Source organism: Photobacterium sp. 270122K (assembly GCF_059941365.1).
On record NZ_JBPOEN010000004.1, the window covers coordinates 51704 to 69525 of the forward strand.

14 protein-coding genes are annotated in these 17822 nt (G+C 51.5%); 8 read left to right on the forward strand and 6 right to left on the reverse strand.

The window, feature by feature from the left end; all coding sequences use genetic code 11:
• Positions 1 to 16 precede the first annotated feature (16 nt).
• The gene (torS, locus tag ACSF8W_RS08760; RefSeq protein WP_500846813.1) at positions 17 to 3121 is read right to left on the reverse strand and encodes a TMAO reductase system sensor histidine kinase/response regulator TorS; all 3105 of its coding nucleotides are present in this window, start codon (positions 3119 to 3121) and stop codon (positions 17 to 19) included.
• A gap of 263 nt (positions 3122 to 3384) precedes the next feature.
• Here torS and torT point away from each other — a divergent pair, with 263 nt between their 5' ends.
• From torT to ACSF8W_RS08775, 3 genes are all read left to right on the forward strand, one after another.
• Positions 3385 to 4455: a TMAO reductase system periplasmic protein TorT gene (torT, locus tag ACSF8W_RS08765; RefSeq protein WP_500847292.1), complete on the forward strand. Its 1071-nt coding sequence runs from the start codon at positions 3385 to 3387 to the stop codon at positions 4453 to 4455.
• A gap of 259 nt (positions 4456 to 4714) precedes the next feature.
• Positions 4715 to 5176, forward strand: a complete 462-nt coding sequence (locus ACSF8W_RS08770; protein WP_500846815.1) for a methylglyoxal synthase — start codon at positions 4715 to 4717, stop codon at positions 5174 to 5176.
• A 230-nt stretch (positions 5177 to 5406) separates the two neighbouring features.
• Positions 5407 to 6393, forward strand: a complete 987-nt coding sequence (locus ACSF8W_RS08775; RefSeq protein ID WP_500846816.1) for a zinc-binding dehydrogenase — start codon at positions 5407 to 5409, stop codon at positions 6391 to 6393.
• Between the two features lie 67 nt (positions 6394 to 6460).
• On the opposite strand, the gene ACSF8W_RS08780 is transcribed toward ACSF8W_RS08775, so the two are convergent.
• Positions 6461 to 6760 carry a hypothetical protein gene (locus tag ACSF8W_RS08780; protein WP_500846818.1) on the reverse strand — a complete coding sequence of 100 codons (300 nt, stop codon included), beginning with the start codon at positions 6758 to 6760 and terminating at the stop codon, positions 6461 to 6463.
• A 271-nt stretch (positions 6761 to 7031) separates the two neighbouring features.
• Positions 7032 to 9119: a DNA helicase IV gene (gene helD / locus ACSF8W_RS08785; protein ID WP_500846820.1), complete on the reverse strand. Its 2088-nt coding sequence runs from the start codon at positions 9117 to 9119 to the stop codon at positions 7032 to 7034.
• A 244-nt stretch (positions 9120 to 9363) separates the two neighbouring features.
• Between helD and yccS the strand changes: the two genes are divergently transcribed.
• The gene (yccS, locus tag ACSF8W_RS08790; protein ID WP_500846822.1) at positions 9364 to 11556 is read left to right on the forward strand and encodes a YccS family putative transporter; all 2193 of its coding nucleotides are present in this window, start codon (positions 9364 to 9366) and stop codon (positions 11554 to 11556) included.
• A gap of 13 nt (positions 11557 to 11569) precedes the next feature.
• Here yccS and ACSF8W_RS08795 read toward each other — a convergent pair whose 3' ends face one another.
• Both ACSF8W_RS08795 and ACSF8W_RS08800 read right to left on the reverse strand, forming a co-directional pair.
• On the reverse strand, positions 11570 to 12064 hold the full coding sequence (locus ACSF8W_RS08795) for a GNAT family N-acetyltransferase (protein WP_500846824.1): 495 nt from the start codon (positions 12062 to 12064) through the stop codon (positions 11570 to 11572).
• A 229-nt stretch (positions 12065 to 12293) separates the two neighbouring features.
• Positions 12294 to 12644, reverse strand: coding sequence for a RidA family protein (locus ACSF8W_RS08800; RefSeq protein WP_428476805.1), 351 nt, complete (start codon positions 12642 to 12644; stop codon positions 12294 to 12296).
• Positions 12645 to 12863: 219 nt separating this feature from the next.
• Between ACSF8W_RS08800 and ACSF8W_RS08805 the strand changes: the two genes are divergently transcribed.
• The 4 genes from ACSF8W_RS08805 (at position 12864) to ACSF8W_RS08820 (ending at position 16526) form a co-directional block, all read left to right on the forward strand.
• Complete coding sequence (locus ACSF8W_RS08805) at positions 12864 to 13643, forward strand: methyltransferase domain-containing protein (protein ID WP_500846826.1); 780 nt, start codon at positions 12864 to 12866, stop codon at positions 13641 to 13643.
• A 304-nt stretch (positions 13644 to 13947) separates the two neighbouring features.
• Complete coding sequence (locus ACSF8W_RS08810) at positions 13948 to 14997, forward strand: HlyD family secretion protein (protein WP_500846828.1); 1050 nt, start codon at positions 13948 to 13950, stop codon at positions 14995 to 14997.
• Positions 14998 to 15009: 12 nt separating this feature from the next.
• Positions 15010 to 16068 (forward strand): DUF2955 domain-containing protein, encoded by a 1059-nt coding sequence (locus tag ACSF8W_RS08815; RefSeq protein WP_500846830.1) that lies wholly within the window; start codon positions 15010 to 15012, stop codon positions 16066 to 16068.
• Complete coding sequence (locus tag ACSF8W_RS08820) at positions 16068 to 16526, forward strand: MarR family winged helix-turn-helix transcriptional regulator (RefSeq protein WP_500846832.1); 459 nt, start codon at positions 16068 to 16070, stop codon at positions 16524 to 16526. The genes ACSF8W_RS08815 and ACSF8W_RS08820 overlap by 1 nt, the downstream gene beginning before the upstream one ends.
• Positions 16527 to 16613: 87 nt before the next feature.
• On the opposite strand, the gene ACSF8W_RS08825 is transcribed toward ACSF8W_RS08820, so the two are convergent.
• Positions 16614 to 17675, reverse strand: coding sequence for a succinylglutamate desuccinylase/aspartoacylase family protein (locus ACSF8W_RS08825; protein WP_500846834.1), 1062 nt, complete (start codon positions 17673 to 17675; stop codon positions 16614 to 16616).
• Positions 17676 to 17822: the final 147 nt, after the last annotated feature.

Genomic DNA, 17822 nt, shown 5'->3' on the forward strand with positions numbered 1-17822 from the left:
TCGGCTCACAGCGAACTTACGCTTCTGGCGTTTTAAACGAAGCCAGTAACGCTTGCTCTGCCGCAGCAAACGCCTGTGTCAGTGCTGTCGGATCAAGGTGATCAATCGCCCCTTCTTTAGCCGACTTTTCATACGCCATACACACTTGGAACAACTGCGTCAGCCCCATCGTGCCCGCCGCCCCCTTCAGGGTATGGGCAAAGTTAGCCACGTCCGCTAACTGCTCTTGCTCAATCGCTGACAACAACTTCGTCATAGTCTCGCCAGAAGAAGAGATAAACAGGGTGATCATTTTGTTGACCATGGCTTCACCCAATACGCTTAAATCGCTACCCAGTACTTTCTCATCCAAAACGGGCCATGTCTCGTTTTCAGCGGCGTCGTTTTGTACGGCTTCATGTTGCATGGTATGGCTACCTTCTTCTGTGGTCTGAGGCGCTGTGCTATGAAGCGCTACGCCGTCACTCTCTGATTGTTCATGAGCAAGACGTTCATCCTGCATAATAGCATTGGCCGTTTCATGGGCTTCTGACGTGTGTACTTCGGCGGCATGAGCCAGTTGAATCGGGTGCACCCGATCTTCCCCTGCCAGCAAACGGCTGATGGTGTCGATTAATTGATGCTCTACCAGCGGTTTCGGCAAGAAACCCGCAAAGCCCGCATTCAAATACTGCTCCACTTCTTCGGTAAAGACATGAGCAGAGAACGCCACCATTGGCGTCATGCCTTCGCGGGCGTTCGCCGCGTCATAAGCCTGCAGTTTACCCAGTAGCGTCACGCCATCGGTATCCGGCAAATTAATATCCAATAAGGCCAAATCAAACACGTCTTGCTGGAAGATTTGCTCCGCTTGCTGACCATCTTCGGCCGTCACCACGCTGTGCCCCAAACGGCGTAAAAAGCCTTCGGCAACCAAACTGTTCACTGGGTTATCTTCCACCAACAGAATGTGCGCCGCGACATGGCTTTCTTTCAGCACATCCGCCGTTGGCGTCGTGATCGTTGTGGCACCACAAGGTGCCGCTGGGGTCGCGTCGCCCGGCTCAAGGGTTAAACTGAACCAGAAACAACTGCCTTCTTCAGGAATCGACGTTAGCCCAATCTCGCCGCCCATGGCTTCGACAATGCGTTTACTGATCGCCAAGCCCAATCCGGTGCCCCCAGCGGTTTGGCGACCTTCTTGTGACTGCTGGAACGCATCAAACATGCTTTGTTGCTCGTCAGCAGGAATGCCGATACCGGTGTCTTCCACCTCAAACAACAACTTGCCCGGCGTATGGGCTGAAGTCCCGATGTACACCGACACTTGGCCTTCCTCGGTAAACTTAATGGCATTGCCGACCAAATTCACTAACACCTGTCGAATGCGCGTCGCATCCCCGTACCAGCACTCCGCCACGTTCTCATCAATGTCGGTGACCAGCGCCAAGTGCTTCGCCTGTGCGCGACTGGCCAGCATACTGGTGACATCCTGCACTAGGGTCGGCAACGAGAAGTTGCTCGGACGCACATCAAGATGCCCTGCTTCGATTTTCGAGTAATCCAGCACGTCATTCAAAATATCCAGCAAGGATTCGCCACTGCGGTTAATCACTTCCAAATAACGGGCTTGCTTGGCGTTCAAACCGGTATCCGCCAACAGCGACGCGGTACCTAATACCCCATTCATCGGCGTACGGATTTCATGACTCATGGTCGCCAAAAAGGCCGATTTTGCGCGGTTAGCCTGTTCCGCTTCTTGGCGCGCTTCAGCGTGTTTTTTCACTTCCAGATTCAGCTGATCATTGGTCTGCTCTAACTGACAAGTCCGCTCTGCCACCAAGCGTTCCAGGCTGGCTTTGTGTTGCTGTAACTCATGGCGAATTTTCAGCTCGACTTGTGCCAAGCGATGACGCTCATACGCCGTATCGCGGGCAACCATGATGGCCCGTCCCATTTGTGCCAATTCGTCTTCGCCGCGAGAATTCACGCGAATTTCCAAATCGCCGCGAGCCAATGACATCAGGGCCTTACTGTATTCATTAATGCGGCTGATCACCCGTGCATAGACGAAGCGCCACATAATCAATACCAAGGCCAACATGCCAAGGGCTGAGATCGCAATCAAACTGTTACGGGCGACCGTCAGGGTTTCATCCACTTCAGTGATCGCTTGTTTCGCGCCGTCGTTTGCAGCACGAATAATGTCGTCCACCGTTTGGTTCAATTGCTGGAACAGCACCAAGTTTTGCTGTTCCATGCGCTCCACATCTTGTCTTGCATGCAGTAACGCTTCTAGATCGTTAAAAAACTGGCCACCGTTATTCAAAATATCGGCCAAGGCCACCAGTTGCTTCGAGCGACTCGGATCTTCCACCGATTTCACGCGCTGTTGGATCACACTTACCGCCGCGTTGTAGCGTTTCTTCAACTGCTGCAACGGTTCTACAGCCATGATCTGATCGCTGTCGTCCAGCATGTTGATCACCTGAAGCGAGAGAAAGCGCAATTCAAACAAGCGCTCACTCAAATCCATGTCCACTTCGACCAAACTATCAAGGGCACTGAATACCGCCTGGTTATCACCATTTTCGACCAAGTCGTAAATCCGTGATACGTTGGCTACCGCAATAGTGTTCGCGTTAGAGACCTGCGATTGCGACAACGAATCAATCTGCAAGGTGGCAGAGCTCATTTTTTCATTCATATTGGCGACAGTATCTGTGAGCGTAAGTTTTCGCCCCACCAGCACCCCTAACATCGCCAAGTTATTGATGATATTTTCCACGTCAGCTTCAAGCTGCCCCATCAATTTCGGATCGAAATTGTAGCGGTCTAACGCCATCAAACTTTGGTTTAGCGCCTGAATGTGAATGGTGAGGGATTTGCCCTGACGGTCACGTTCCATTTCATCTTTCGATTTCGCCAAGACTTGCGCATTAAAAATAATCCGCGTACTTAAATCGGATAACTGACGCGCTTCGGCCAAAGCGGGCACGGCAGAGTTGATCACGTTCCGTTCGGTTTTAGCAACCAAAGAGAAACCGGCAACGCCAATCACAACCGCAATAATCATCAGTCCCGCCATCATAGAGAAGGCGATCAACAATTTTTGGCCAATACCACTGGGGGTCAATGTCATATCAAACAACCACGACAAACATGCAGAACACATACCATCAGTACGCGGCACCATCTTGTGCGCCCCGCCTGACACTCACCCTAACTGCCTCAAGCTGCATCTTGAGATAACCGGATTCACGAAAAATGCTATTATACCCAAGTTATGGCCAAATGGCGGTATTGAGTGTCTGCTCATCGGCTATTTGTCCTGTGTTATTTATTCTACGGCACCGTATTGGCGGCCGTGTCGTTCTCCCGTATTGTTCTCCGATTGGTTCCATCATGATGAAAAAATGGCTTTTGCCTGCACTACTGCTATTAAGTGCCAGCCAATGTGCTCAGGCGGCTGAAATTCTGGCCTATTCCCCCCCGTTCACGGCAGACAAAAAAGCCACGGCGATCCAGTATCAACCGTTAAAAACAGCGTCAAAGCCGTGGAAGTTGTGTGCGGTGTACCCGCACCTGAAAGACTCCTACTGGCTGTCTATCAATTACGGCATGGTCAAACATGCTCAAGCGCTCGGCGTACAATTGAAAGTGCTGGAGTCAGGCGGTTACCCTAACCTTGCCAAGCAAGAACGTCAGTTATCCGATTGCCGAGACTGGGGCGCAGATGCGATTATTCTCGGCACCGTCGACAGCCAAGCCTATAAAGGTAACCTCAGCCAGTTCACCGGTGATATTCCGGTATTTGCGACCATTAACTCGCTTGATATGGGCGATGCCGACAGTGCCAAAAACATTGCCGCACACGTGGGGGTAGATTGGTACGAAATGGGCTGCAAAGCGGGGCAGTTTATGGCGGAACGCCACCCGCGGGGCAGCGGCATTGTGAACGTGGCTTTATTGCCCGGCCCACTGCAACGTGGCGGCACAAAACCGGTGGTCAAAGGCTTCTTGGATGCAGTGGCAAACAGTGACATCAATATTGTGACCACCCTGTGGGCCGATAACAGTAAAGAGCTGCAACGCAATTTGATCCAGCAACTGTTTGCGACGGGCCATGATATTGATTATATCATCGGCGGGGCCGTAGCGACTGAAGTGGCAATCAGTGAATTGCGCACCAACCACATGGCCGATCAAATCAAGCTGGTGTCCACCTACCTCAGTCATGGGGTATACCGTGGATTATTGCGTGACAAAATATTGTTCTCTCCGACCGATAAAATGGCACAACAAGCCATGTTGTCGGTAGATCAAGCGGTGCGGTATTTAGAGCACAAACCACTACAACGCGATCTCGCGCCGATAGTGGAAGGCCTGACACCCGATCATTTACCCAAAGCGGTGATTGCAGAATCCCTGTCGCCAGCAGAGTTTCGTCCGGTGTTCAGTGTGGGCGCGCCCTAGTCGCCCTGCATACTCACTTGTTCTCTTTATGGCCTGACAACCGCCGTTATCAGGCCATGCACCTCCGCGAACGGGCATTTGCCTAGCGACAATTCTGTTAGCTACCTTTGATTTCCCAATAATTCTTTGTACTTCCCGCAAGAGCTTTGGTATCAATACCCCCCATGCTTTTCTCTGTCATTTCGCTTTCACACGTATCCCGCCATAATGGGAATACTCAACACGCGAAATGCGTTTTTGTCTGTCAGTGGAGCTTCACATGCACGTTACCACCCGAACCATGGAAAAAAACAAGCACATCGCACTTGTTGCGCATGACAACTGCAAATCTCACCTGCTGCGCTGGGTGAACGAGCATAAAGACAAGCTAGCCTCCCACACCCTGTACGCCACAGGTACAACGGGCCATATGATTGCCCGCGAATCCGGCATGGACGTGAATTGCCTGCTCAGCGGCCCAATGGGTGGCGATCAGCAGCTTGGTGCGCTGATTTCAGAAGGCAAAATTGACATGATGATCTTCTTCTGGGATCCCCTTAATGCCGTGCCGCACGACCCTGACGTCAAAGCCCTGCTGCGTATCTCTGCCGTTTGGAACATTCCCGTGGCCACAAACCGCGCCAGCGCCAACTTTATGATTTCCTCCGCGATGCTGGATGAAGAAATCGAAATCGAAATCCCGGATTACGACGGTTACCTCACGGAGCGTTTGGGCAAATAACGCCTATGCACCTTTGCCGTCTTTTTTAAGACGGAAAGTGAAACACCACATTTCCAGCCCTGCCACCGTGCAGGGCTGTTGCTTTTCTTGCTCACATCACAAATACGTCCGCCTCAAATACCTGCGTCACAAATAAATGACAAGCCGGACGGCCGCGCCCCATTTCGTCACTATTTTGGTTTATGGTTAATAGACCCGCCAACCGATCAGCGCAAAGTGAGTGATAGCCAATGAAAGCATGGAAACTGAACCAACCCGAAGGCATCGACAGCCTGTCACTTTCACGGGCGGCAAAACCCACCCCTGCCGCCGATGAAATCTGTATTCATGTACACGCCGTAGGGCTCAATCCCATTGACTTCAAACTCGCTCATTGGGGCTACGCTACTTGGCAATACCCGCACATTGTCGGGCTAGACATCGCGGGCACGGTGTCGTTTGTCGGCAAAGATGTGCACCACTTTCAGCCGGGGGATCGGGTCATGGGGTTTCTCGACCCACGCCATGCGGGCGGTTTTGCCGATTATGCCATTGCTAAAGCCTATGCGGTCAGTCGCTTGCCCGATACGCTCGCGTTTACCGATGCCGCCGCTCTGCCTTGCGCGGGCTATTCGGCGTGGATCGCGCTGCATGACAAATTGCGCATCGAGGCAGGACAAAGCATTGCTATCACGGGTGCTGGCGGTGGCGTGGGTGGGTTTGCCGCGCAGTTGGCCAAACAGGCAGGAGCAACCGTGTATGCCATTGCTGAACAACGCCACCATGCGCGTTTGCTGTCATACGGGGTGGATGCGGTGATTGATCCTGAAACAGAAAACATCGCCATGCGGTTAATTGAACTCACCGAGGACCGATTGGTACATGCCGTTGTTGATTGTGTGTCGGCCAAATCCGGCAGCACCATGAGTGCTTTAATTCGGTATAACGGCCATATTGTGATGATTGCTGACCAGTTCAACCAAGTGCCATTACTGGCGACCACCAAAGCCTTGAGCCTGCATGAAGTCGCGCTGCACGGCACCTATGCCCACGGTCACCGTGAGCACATTCACCATTTGGCTGACATGGGCAACGCGTTAGCGAATTTAGTCGGGGAAGGCAAACTCTCTGCCATGGTGGAGACTATCTATCCTTTTGACAAACTCACCGACGGACTGAAACAGCTTCAATCCCAACAGCACAGCGGCAAACTGGTGGTGAGTCTGCGAGAGGGGTGATGGTTGAGGGGCTAGATCGCGATATCATCGCGACGCTTAATGAACATCCCCCTGAATATTATCAAAATCACACATTTTGATTATTTTTTCTCAGAACAATGCGACGGTTTAAGCAACGAAAGCCTTGTGCTACATACCTCGCTTTTATGGTTCTCAAGTCATCCACATGGCTAACCCGATCAAGAACAACACGAAAGTCACTGGTACTAGCAAGCATCACTAACTCTTTTTTATGATCATCTGGACGTTCCCATGTGGGAATATCCATCTGAATTTCTCTTGTTGTCATGCCATCAAAAGCAACATGTGTCGTGATAAAAAATGTACGCGTTTCTTCAGAAATAAAAACCCAAGTTTTATATGTCATTTGATTTCCTCTTGTTGAAAATACCACTATCACATCGGTTATAACCCATTAGTTGCGAATTGTTGCAAGATGCCAAGATAGGCAACTCTTCCCTGTATCTCACCAAGCAAGGATAACCATATGGTACACAATACTGTAAAATGCAGTACGCATAAAGATGACAACAAGATGATTTTCCCCAGATAAAAAAAGACCCGATCACTTTCGTGCTCGGGTCTTCATTTATTTTCAGCGGTATCAGTGAAATGAATACACCGACACAGTCAAATCACTACTTCGCTTTTTGCTTCATCCGCTTAATTTTATTCACCACCGGGTAGCCATCATCAATCAATTCATTGACAAAAGGCGACGTTTTTTCCGGATCCGCACACACCCATACCTGTGCTTTGGCACGCGTTAACGCGACATAAAACAAACGGCGTTCTTCCGCATCGGTAAAGCTTTCGCCGCGCGCTTGCAAACACGCTGCCAGCCCCGTTTCGCGATCCGGAGCAGGGAAAGCTCCTCGGTTCACATCTAACACAAACACGAAATCCGCCTCGCGCCCTTTACTGGCGTGACAGGTCATAAAGCTCAGCCCAAGCTGTGGCCATTTGTCTTGCCATTGCTTGAGTTTTTCGGGCTTCTGGTTGTTGTTACGCCCTAGCAGCAACGTGGTCACCGGCGTTTTTTGCTGTGCCGCCAACTGGGCCAATTCCTGATCAATCAAGTCCTGGCACAACAGGGTCACGGCTTTACGCTTTTGCTTTTTAAAGCTCGTCAGCTCTTTCTTCAACTGGTTCGGATTTTGCTGAATAAAGGCATTGGCCACTTCACCAATCATGCTGTTAAAACGGTAAGTGGTCGCTAACTCCGTAATATGGCAAGCCCCAAAACGCTGCTCAAACCCGGTCGTCAGATTCACATCTGCCCCGGCAAAACGGTAAATCGCCTGCCAGTCATCGCCCACGGCAAACAGGGTCGGCTTGTCTTTTACGTCAGCAGCGTTGCACAAGGCTTCAATCAAGGCCAAACGGTGCGGTGAGATGTCCTGATATTCATCCACCATAATGAAACGCCACGGCGGGATAAACTTCCCGTCAGCCACGTATTCGCTCGCCAATTGGATCATAGTATTGAAGTCAATTTGCTTATTGGTTTTCAGGTGTTGCTCGTAGGCACGAAAACACGGCCACAACAAGCTGAGCTCACTTTTCATGCGCGGGCGGGCTGACTCTTGCCCATGCTGCTCAATGCTTTCCATCAGTTGTGATTTATTGCCGCCACGCTGACCAAGCAACTCAAGATGACGCCACACCCAGTTCGCTAACGGCTCACTACGTGCCTGCTTCTCCATCGAGTTATCACCTTTGAATCCCGGAATACGCCATTGGGTTAAATGCTTTTGCCAACGCTTTGCGGTGCTGGCATTTTCCCATTGGGCAATCAGCATCTCAGCGATCCAATTGGCGCGCGCTTTATCATCGGTCGTTAAGGGCGACACGCTCGGCATACTGCCTTCTACGGCTTTGATGATCTGGGTGCCTAGGCTGTGGAACGTTGCCACTTTGATGTTACTGTTCACTTTGGTGGCTAAGCGTTCACGCATTTCTTCTGCCGCTTTTTTACCAAACGCCAGCATCAGCATTTGCTCTGGCAGGGCTTGTTGGCTGGCCAATAAATAGCCCGCACGCGCCACCAGCACGCTGGTTTTACCGGTGCCGGCACCGGCCAGCACCAAGTTATGATCTTGGTTGATCAACACCGCTTCACGTTGCGACGGATTCAGCGGGGAAGATTCGCATTTATCAAACCACGAGCCCCACTTTTCGGCTTCACGTTGCAGCCAACCGTCATTGGCGGTGTCGACCCACTCTTCATTGCCTTCAATCCATGGCGCGACTTTCTCAAACGCCATCGGGCGGAACGAGGCCGCCAATTCACGGGTTAAGCCGGTCGACGCTAAGGATTCATCCAAAAAGCGCTGCATGTGCTGATGCGACGAATCACGCAAGTAGCCTTCTTGACGAGTGTAGTGGTCGATGCGCGTGATCATTTCTGGCAATAGACTGTCCAGTTTTTCAACGCGCCCTTGCGCCCAATCACGGTACGCGGTTAATAGCCCGTTAGCGAACGCTTTGCATTGCTGCCACGGCAACCCGTGTACGGTCCAACAGTATTCTTGATCTGCTGACGTCAATTCAAAACTGCCCCATAGCACACCACGGTGTATGGCAATTGCGCCATCCCACTCATCAAACGGGATTTCTTCTGTTTCTGTCTGACTATCAAGAATCAGGCAATTTTCGCCTAAGGCGATACTGCAATAGTCCCCTTGGGCAAGCCACTGGGCCAACCAGCCTGCTGTTAAACGCATCCTGTCACCAACATTTCTCTTGTTTCGCAATCGTGTGTCACCCCACACGGGCACTGTATAGGTGCACAGGGAGTGAAAGTGGCCTTAGAGTATCAAGAACTCCTTTTTGACCATAGCTATCCCCCGCCCTTTTGCGTAAAATTTCTGCTAAAAATTGCCTTAACCTTAATTTAATGCGGGTTTTATACCGATTTTTCACATAAGTTTGCTATCTTTAGTCCCCCATCTAATTATTTGAATGAAAATGCAAACTAGCCGCCTTCAATGGACTTTGCGCCGCTATTGGGCAAATGACCGTATCAACTACAGCATTCGAGTATTTATTGCGCTGGTCGGGGTTGCTCTCCCTTGCTGGTATCTGAATGCCAAACCGGAAATTACGCCTTTAGTGTTGGGCATCATTGCCGCTGCACTGGCGGAAACCGATGACAACTTGACGGGGCGTATCAAAGCACTGATCACGACGTTGATCTGCTTTGTGGTTGCCGCGTTTTCCATCGAAATTCTCTTCCCGTATCCACCGTTGTTTGCGATAGGCCTGTTCTGCTCGACATTTGGCTTTATCATGCTGGGTGCAATGGGACCGCGTTATGCCAGCATTGCATTTGCCTCCTTGTTGCTCGCGGTGTACACCATGTTGGGGGCAGAACACAGCCCGAACCTGTGGTATCAGCCGATGCTGTTGCTCGCGGGTGCCTCATGGTACGGCATGCTGTCGCTGTTTTGGCATATTATGTGGCCGAATCAACCCGTACAGCAAAGCTTGGCGGCAGTGTTTTCTGAATTTGCCTATTACCTTGACAGTAAAGTGAAGCTGTTTGAGCCGATTGCCAACTTGGTGCCACAACCGATCCGTTTAGAAGCGGCCAGTAAGAACGCCCGCGTCGTCACAGCGCTCAATAATGCCAAAATGACGCTACTCCGCCGGGCACGTCGTGGCCAGCCTCATACTACCGGCGACCGATTCCTGAAAATCTATTTTTTGGCGCAAGACATTCACGAGCGCGCCAGTTCATCCCATTATCGCTATCAGGATCTCTCCCGTGAATTCCAGCGCAGTGACGTGCTGTTCCGTTTTCAACGCTTGCTGGCCGGTCAAGCCGAGGCCTGCCGTGAAATTGCCCGCGCACTGGCGATGGGCAAACAATATCACCACGGCGCAGACAGCGTGCGCGCGCTGGATGAACTGCAAGAATCGTTGCTGTATCTAAAAAGCCAGAACAACCCAAAGTGGCGAATTTATCTGAGCCAGTTGGATTACCTGTTTAATAACTTGGCCACGGTGGAGCGTCAGCTCTCAAACGTCAGTAACCCGGATGTCGGCCATACCGAAGGTGATACCGAACTGGATGATACCGAAGCGCGCAGCATGAAAGAGCGTTGGCAGCGTATTGCCAGCCAGTTCAACCCAAGCTCGCTGTTGTTCCGTCACGCGTTGCGTCTGGCCATTGCGCTCACCGTTGGCTACGGCTGCATTTTGGCGTTAGATTTAGAGCGTGGATTTTGGATTTTGCTGACCATTTTGTTTGTGTGTCAGCCGAACTACAGCGCCACCCGTCAACGCTTAAAACAGCGCGTAATGGGCACACTGGCCGGTTTGTTGATCGGCATGCCTTTGCTGTACCTGTTCCCGGGGCTGGAAGGCCAGTTGGTGCTCATGGTGTTAACCGGCGTGTTGTTCTTTACCTTCCGCACCGCCAATTACGGCTTGGCGACCATGTTCATCACTCTGCTGGTGTTGTTCTGTTTTAATCAGTTAGGGGAAGGCTTTGCGGTGATTTTGCCGCGCTTGGGCGATACCCTGCTCGGCTGTCTACTGGCGGTATTGGCGGTGAGTTTCATTCTGCCGGACTGGCAAGCCCATCGCTTGCACAAGGTGATGGCGGCGGCGATTCAAACCAATCGGGATTATCTGGGACAGATCATCGGTCAGTACCGAATCGGCAAGCGTGATAGTCTGAGCTACCGTATTGCGCGCCGCAACGCACACAATACCGATGCCCAGCTCAGTACAGCGATCAGTAACATGTTGCTTGAACCGGGACGCTATCGCATGGCCACCGATGAATGCTTCCGCTTCCTGACGTTAAACCATGCCATGCTGAGCTACATTTCGGCGCTGGGTGCCCATCGCACCCAATTGGAAGACGAGAGTACGCACTATTTGGTGGCGCAAGCCCACCGCCAGATCCACGCGCATTTAGAGTTTCTGGCAGAACAGCTAGATGGCAATTTGTGCAGCGCGGCGCCGGAGTCGGATTGCGAATTGGAACAACGCCTTGGCCAATGGCGCGATGAAGATTGCACCTCTGCCCGCATGGTGTTGCAGCAGCTTCACTTGATCCAGCGTATGCTCCCTGAGCTGCACTCGCTGGCGAACAAGTTAGCCGCGCGCACCAGCAAGCCGAGCCAGAAGCCCGCGACGGATAATACGTAACGCGACAACCTCACTACCGCGATGGCGCTAAGGAGAGCGTCATCGTTTGGTTGAATCCCGCCTGACCCGACGGCAAGGTGATGGTTTGCGGCGCCTCGCTAGATTGAAACCCAAACTGCTGATAAAGCCGTATCGCGCCTGTATTGTGTTGATACACAGTAAGCTCAACCTGCTCAATGCCATAGCGCTGGCAATCCACCAGCACCGTATTAAGCAGCTGTTTGGCGATGCCCCGGCGGCGATAATCAGGATGCACCTGCACACCCAATATGCCTTGTTTTCCTTCTCCGGCCTTGGACGAAGGAAACACTTCGGCTGATGCCACCAATGCCCCGTCCTTGAGATAAATAAAACTCGGCGCTGTTTTTTCGTTGTGTAGCGTCAGCACGCGTTTGACTTTTTCCAGCGAGGGCGGCGGCCCAATCACATCATCCCCCTGCTCACTGACTGCTTGCCAAAGGGCATGAAAACCTTCCGCGTAAGCGGGATGTACCCGTTGTATCGTCATACACATCTCCTTGTGATATTACGTCGCTTTATTGCGTAAAACGCGTGTCACCTTAACGGGTGTAGCACAGAAAAGACAGCCGAGGGCGAAAACAGGGATAACGGTGAGAAGCGCAAGCACGAAGAAAAGAAGAAAAGAAGAAAAGAGTAGAAAAGATGAGCAGGCATGGCAGCAATAAACGATGGCCACGCGAAAGTCTCTCGAAGATATCGCGTGCCACCGTTTGCGCTTATTTGGTTGCCGCGACGAACGCGATTTCAACCAAGTAATCAGGATCGGCCAATTCTGCTTTCACGCAAGCACGGCTTGGTGCGCAACCTTCTGGTAGCCACGCTTCCCATGCTTCATTCAATGCGGCAAAGTTAGCAAAATCCGTCACGTAAATGGTCACAGACAACAGGCGAGATTTGTCGCTGCCCGCACGCTCAAGCGTCGCCTCTGCTTGGCTCAGTACCTGCTGAACCTGGCCAGCCATGTCCGCGGTGGTATCGGTGTCAGCCACTTCGACAAAATGCGCGATACCGTTGAAAATTGTCACGTCAGACCAACGCGCACATGGGTTAATACGTTGAATATCCATTATCAATCCTACTGATTTTCGGTTGTTAGCAAGCGCGTATCATACCGTAATTTTCGCGCTACACGTCGTGTTTTTCAGCTAGATTCATCACGATACGTGCAAAACCTCTCATCCTGGATTATTCCTTTCACGCAAGCGGTTCACTCGCCAGTCAATCCCGCTATGATGATCACAGAAAAGACTTTTCATACAAGACGTTGGCGAGACAAGGCATATTCCATGGATGATTATTACTGCGATAAACGCGGTTTGGCCGCTTACTTTGAGGCCATGTGGCTGGATAAAGTGCGCGAACTGGGCATTGACGACACCCTTACCTCGGCATCTAAAACCGTGCCGGACCGTTATATCGTGTCACCGTTTTACCCCGCGGCCAGCGCGTTTATTCTCGACTGCTGTGAAAAAGCCGGATTAACGCCGCACACCTACCTTGAAGTCGGGCCGGCATTGGGACGCATCAGCTATGAACTGTTCACGCAACTGCCGTCAATTGAATCTGCGTGGATTGTCGAACCCTCATTACGCCTTTTAACCTATTATCAGCACTTACTGGTCAAGCCCGAGTACTGCGCCTTCCCCTACATTGAAAGTGTGAAAACACTGGGCCGACTGGCGTTTAACACCGCCCCTTTTGTGGCGGCCTGCGAACACGTGGACTTTCATTGCATTAACCAGCCCTATACTCCAGAAACGCTGCTGCATCCGGTCGATCTGAGTGTGTGCCTGAATGTGTTGGATCAATGCCCTTCGCCGTTGACCATTGCGCAAAGCCTGAAAAAAGACACCCAACAACACGGCGTCGTGGTGCTCTCTAACAGTTACCAGTGGCAGAAAAAGCATTTGCTGGATCCCAATGAAGCGGTCGATGACATCAATGTGTACTTTGAAGAAGCTGCGTGGGAAAAACTCGGAGAGACCGAATTGAACTATCAGTTCCGCTTTAATGAACGCTATTCCAAGCTGTTTTGCATTCACCTTGTCGCCTACAAAAAACGTTAACGACAGATGCAGAAACCATAGAAGCATCAACAATAAAAAATAAGCGATAGATGAATAAGCGAGGGCATGGCTCTCGCTTCCTCCCCCCCTACCGATAACTCTCCATCAATCCGACCTTGCAAAAACCCGCTCTACGTTAATCACCCAACGGATAGCCACGCGATACAACACACATACCGCATACATTCACCACAAAAAATACCCCTGACACATACTGAGCGTCAGCGTATTCTTGATTTTTTGTTGTATAGACAACAAAAATAGTTATAATCACGCCATTGCTTTTTGTTGTATGGGTAACAAAATGAAAGAAAACATCTATAAATACGCCATTTACACCGTGCTCACTCTCACTTTGGGTTTCTCTTTATTTCTGATCACGGCCGATAACCTTTCTCCGTTCACTACGCAGGCAACCATGCACCGCGCCGTGGCAAACATTGCCCCTGAAGTCAGTGGTGTCGTGACCCGCGTGAACGTGAAAAATGGCGAAACCGTACAAGCTGGCGATGCACTCTTTACCCTTGACCCAAGCAGCTACCAACTGGCTGTACGCCAAGCACAAGCGGAATTGCAGCAAGCCAAAGAGGCCTTTTCGGCGAAACGCGAAGAACTCAATGCTGCCAAGCAAAGCTATGCACAGCGCCAACTGGAAGCCGATAACGCCACCCAAAAACTGACCCGTTACACCGCACTGCGCCGTAAAGGGCTGAGCACACAGCAAGAGTTAGATGACAGTAAACTCAACGCCGGCGTGACCCAACGAGGCGTACAAGCGGCGCAAGCAGAGATGCAACGTTTGCAAGCGGAGTTAGCCGACGAACACAGCAATGCCGCCATTGCGTTGGCCACCGCGAAACTCGACAGCGCCAAGCTGAACCTCGCCCATACCCGCGTGGTAGCGCAAACCGATGGCACCGTCAGCAACCTGCAACTGCAGACCGGCAGCTACCTTAATCAAGGCAGCGTGGTGATGTTTTTGGTGAGTGAAAAAGACAGCTGGCTGAGTGCGGATTTCAATGAAAAAGGGATCGCGTATCTGCAACCGGGTCACGCAGTGCAAATCAGCTTTGATGCCCTGCCAGGACACGTGTTTGACGGCACCATCATTAATCAGGATCGCGCCATTTTTGATGCGGCGAACCCGATCAATCAGCTCTCTACCGTGAGCAATGACAGCCGTTGGATCCGCGAACAGCAAAAAATTCGCACCCGTATTCATGTCGATAATGTGGATCCGGCGCTAATCTCCGGTGCGCGCGCCAGCGTGATCGTCGATAACGGTAACGCCCTGATCGACATGATGGGCCACGCCTGGATCCAGCTCGTTGCGCTTTTCCGTTATATTTATTAATGAGGCTGCCTGATGACCCCAGAACAATCACGCCGCAATGAGATGCTCCGCGTTACCCTTACGGTGACGCTCTGCATGCTGATCGGCAAACTGTTTGATTTCGGTTCACCGGTATACTTTGCCCTTTACCCGACCATTATTATGACCAAAGGGAAGGATTACTCATGGACAGGCCTCGCCCGCACGTTTTTCCCGACCTTATTGGCGGCGTCCTGCGCGGTCGTGGTGTCGGAAGTGTTTGCCGATCACCCGTTTGTGATCTGGACGATCAGCCTGATCTTTTTTGATCAACTACGCCGACGCGCAAATACGCCGCCCAAACAAGGCGCAATGTTGATGCCGACGTTCAACTGGATTTTGATCATTGTGTTCTCGCAGCACACCAGTATGGACATGCCAGTGCGTATTCATGAGATTTTCCTCGCGATGCTGATCACGGCGGTCGTGGCCAAAACCATGGTGACGCTATTCCCCACCCTTAAAACAGGCAAGCCGCCTGTGTTCACGCCGCACACGGTCAGTTATCAGAACCGTTTGGTGTCTTTGGGGTTAATTGGATCAGGGCTGGCCTTTTTGATGATCGTTGATATGATTTCAGCCACCTTTTGCATGGTGCCGGTCGTTGCGGCGGCCACCCAGCAAACACGGGCCCATTTTAGAGTGGTCGTGAAACGCCGCTTACTCACTCAGGTGGGCGGGTGTGCCATCGCGGTGATTTTCACGCTCTGCATGGCGGGTCATCAGCAGGTCATTGGCTTTTACGCACTCGGCTTGGGCGGGTTGATTGCCCTGTTAGCCGGTTGGATGGCCAATGCACAAGGTCCAGAAAAAGACATTCATGCCGATGCCTTACTCGCGACCTTGTTACCGATCCAACTGTACATGACCAGCACTGATATGGGGTTAGAAAGCACCTTTTTGCGGGCGTGGGAACTGACCGTCACCTTGGCAATTTTATTGATATTGTTTGCTTTAACGCAGCCACGCGGCACAATGACCCCGCAAACTGTCAAGACACAACCGACAACCGGAGTGGCGTGCAACCGCACACCCTCTGAGGGGAACGCCTAATGCCATCCATCACCAACATTCCGGAGCTAGACAATAGCCCCTCTTTCATCATGGGATTAGCCTATAAGCAATTTCGTACCCTCGCCAGCCAAGCCCTGCTGAACGAGTTTGATATTTCATTGGAAATGCTCGGTGCAATGCGCACATTGCTTCATTTGGGCGAAGTGCCACAGCAAACCTTGGCCGAAGCCCTGCGCCGTGAACGTTCTGTGACCAAGCGCTTGGTCGATAACTGCATTAAACGTGGCCTGCTGGAAGCGAAGAAGGGCGACAACAACAAAAAAGCCCGCTATTTGGTGATTACTGACAAAGGCCGTCAGGTCAAAGCCGAGGCTGATGCCCGCTTACAACTGATCATCGCGGATTTTTTTGCCCCGCTAACACCGGAAGAATTACGCGTTCTGCACAGCCTTTGTGCCAAGTTGATCCAAAAAGACATGCTGCTGGGTGGGGATTGATTAGAGGTGCTAGGTGCTAGGTGCTAATAGAATAAACAAAACAGGCGACCGAGGTCGCCTGTTTTCGTGATGCTCTCTTAAACGCGATTATGCGCTGGCCATGCCCCATTTCAGATCATCGTCCAGCACTTCCATCGCATCATCCAGGTACGATTCCACCTGCTCTTCTACCAAGCTGTCCGGCTCTTCAAAGAACGCGATATGGAAGATGGCATCACCTTCGTTCACCAATGGCAACGTCTGCTGACCAATCACGATTCCACCTTGTGGCGCCATCACGGTTTCTTCTTTGCTGCCAGAAGGATCACTGATGGTCGCAATCACTTGGTGCTTATCCACTTTGGCACCCAATGCCACGTGGGAACGCAACAGACCGTCAAAATCGGCACGTACCCAACGGGTCGCACGTGGTACCACAGGATCCGGCAATTTCTTACTGTGGCCAGTACGCAACATCTTCAAATGACGCATTACACGTAACACGCCCTTCACACCCGCGCCCACGGCGTGTGGGTCTAAACGCAAGGCTTCGCCCGCTTCCATGGTGATCACTGGAATATCAAATTCTTCGGCGGCGGCGCGCAATGAGCCATCACGCAACGTGGCATCCACCACCACGGGCGAACCAAAGGCCATCGCCATCGCTTTCGCATCTTCATTCGCCAAGTTCGCACGAATTTGCGGCAAGTTAGTGCGGTAAATCGCCGCCGTGTGCAGGTCAACAACGTGGGTACAGCGGCGCACCACCTGATTGAAATAGTGATACGCCATACGGCCGGCAATCGACCCTCGCTCTGAACCCGGGAAGCAGCGGTTCAAGTCTCGACGATCAGGCAGATAGCGGGACTTATGAATAAAGCCGAACACGTTCACCACTGGCACTGCTACCACCGTACCGTGCAGCTTATTCAGGTCGATACGATCAATCACCTGACGGGTAATTTCAACCCCGTTCAATTCATCACCATGAATCGCGGCATTCACCAATAAAACAGGACCCGGAAATTTCCCGTGCAAAATCTCGACCGACACCGATAACGGTGAATGGGTATAAAGACGTGCAATTTCCAGCTCACAGTTACCACGTTGCCCCGGTTGAACGGTCACGCCCCCAAATTCAAACGGAGCTTGTGCTGTTTTCTTGACCATTATCATTAATCCTTTATTTCATTCTGCATTCGGAAATACAGCGGCTTAAATTGTCGACATTCATGGTAACATCGCCGCCAATAATATTGCACAACGCGCCTATTTCCATTAATACGTGTGTTAAGACAATATACCTTGATTGTAAAA

Coding starts and splice junctions, on each gene's coding strand:
- ACSF8W_RS08800 (WP_428476805.1), bottom strand. CDS start 12,644: ATGGATATTCAACGTATTAACCCATGTGCGCGTTGGTCTGACGTGACA.
- yccS (WP_500846822.1), top strand. CDS start 9,364: ATGCAAACTAGCCGCCTTCAATGGACTTTGCGCCGCTATTGGGCAAAT.
- torT (WP_500847292.1), top strand. CDS start 3,385: ATGATGAAAAAATGGCTTTTGCCTGCACTACTGCTATTAAGTGCCAGC.
- ACSF8W_RS08780 (WP_500846818.1), bottom strand. CDS start 6,760: ATGACATATAAAACTTGGGTTTTTATTTCTGAAGAAACGCGTACATTT.
- torS (WP_500846813.1), bottom strand. CDS start 3,121: ATGACATTGACCCCCAGTGGTATTGGCCAAAAATTGTTGATCGCCTTC.
- ACSF8W_RS08825 (WP_500846834.1), bottom strand. CDS start 17,675: ATGGTCAAGAAAACAGCACAAGCTCCGTTTGAATTTGGGGGCGTGACC.
- ACSF8W_RS08820 (WP_500846832.1), top strand. CDS start 16,068: ATGCCATCCATCACCAACATTCCGGAGCTAGACAATAGCCCCTCTTTC.
- ACSF8W_RS08795 (WP_500846824.1), bottom strand. CDS start 12,064: ATGACGATACAACGGGTACATCCCGCTTACGCGGAAGGTTTTCATGCC.
- ACSF8W_RS08815 (WP_500846830.1), top strand. CDS start 15,010: ATGACCCCAGAACAATCACGCCGCAATGAGATGCTCCGCGTTACCCTT.
- ACSF8W_RS08805 (WP_500846826.1), top strand. CDS start 12,864: ATGGATGATTATTACTGCGATAAACGCGGTTTGGCCGCTTACTTTGAG.
- helD (WP_500846820.1), bottom strand. CDS start 9,119: ATGCGTTTAACAGCAGGCTGGTTGGCCCAGTGGCTTGCCCAAGGGGAC.
- ACSF8W_RS08810 (WP_500846828.1), top strand. CDS start 13,948: ATGAAAGAAAACATCTATAAATACGCCATTTACACCGTGCTCACTCTC.
- ACSF8W_RS08770 (WP_500846815.1), top strand. CDS start 4,715: ATGCACGTTACCACCCGAACCATGGAAAAAAACAAGCACATCGCACTT.
- ACSF8W_RS08775 (WP_500846816.1), top strand. CDS start 5,407: ATGAAAGCATGGAAACTGAACCAACCCGAAGGCATCGACAGCCTGTCA.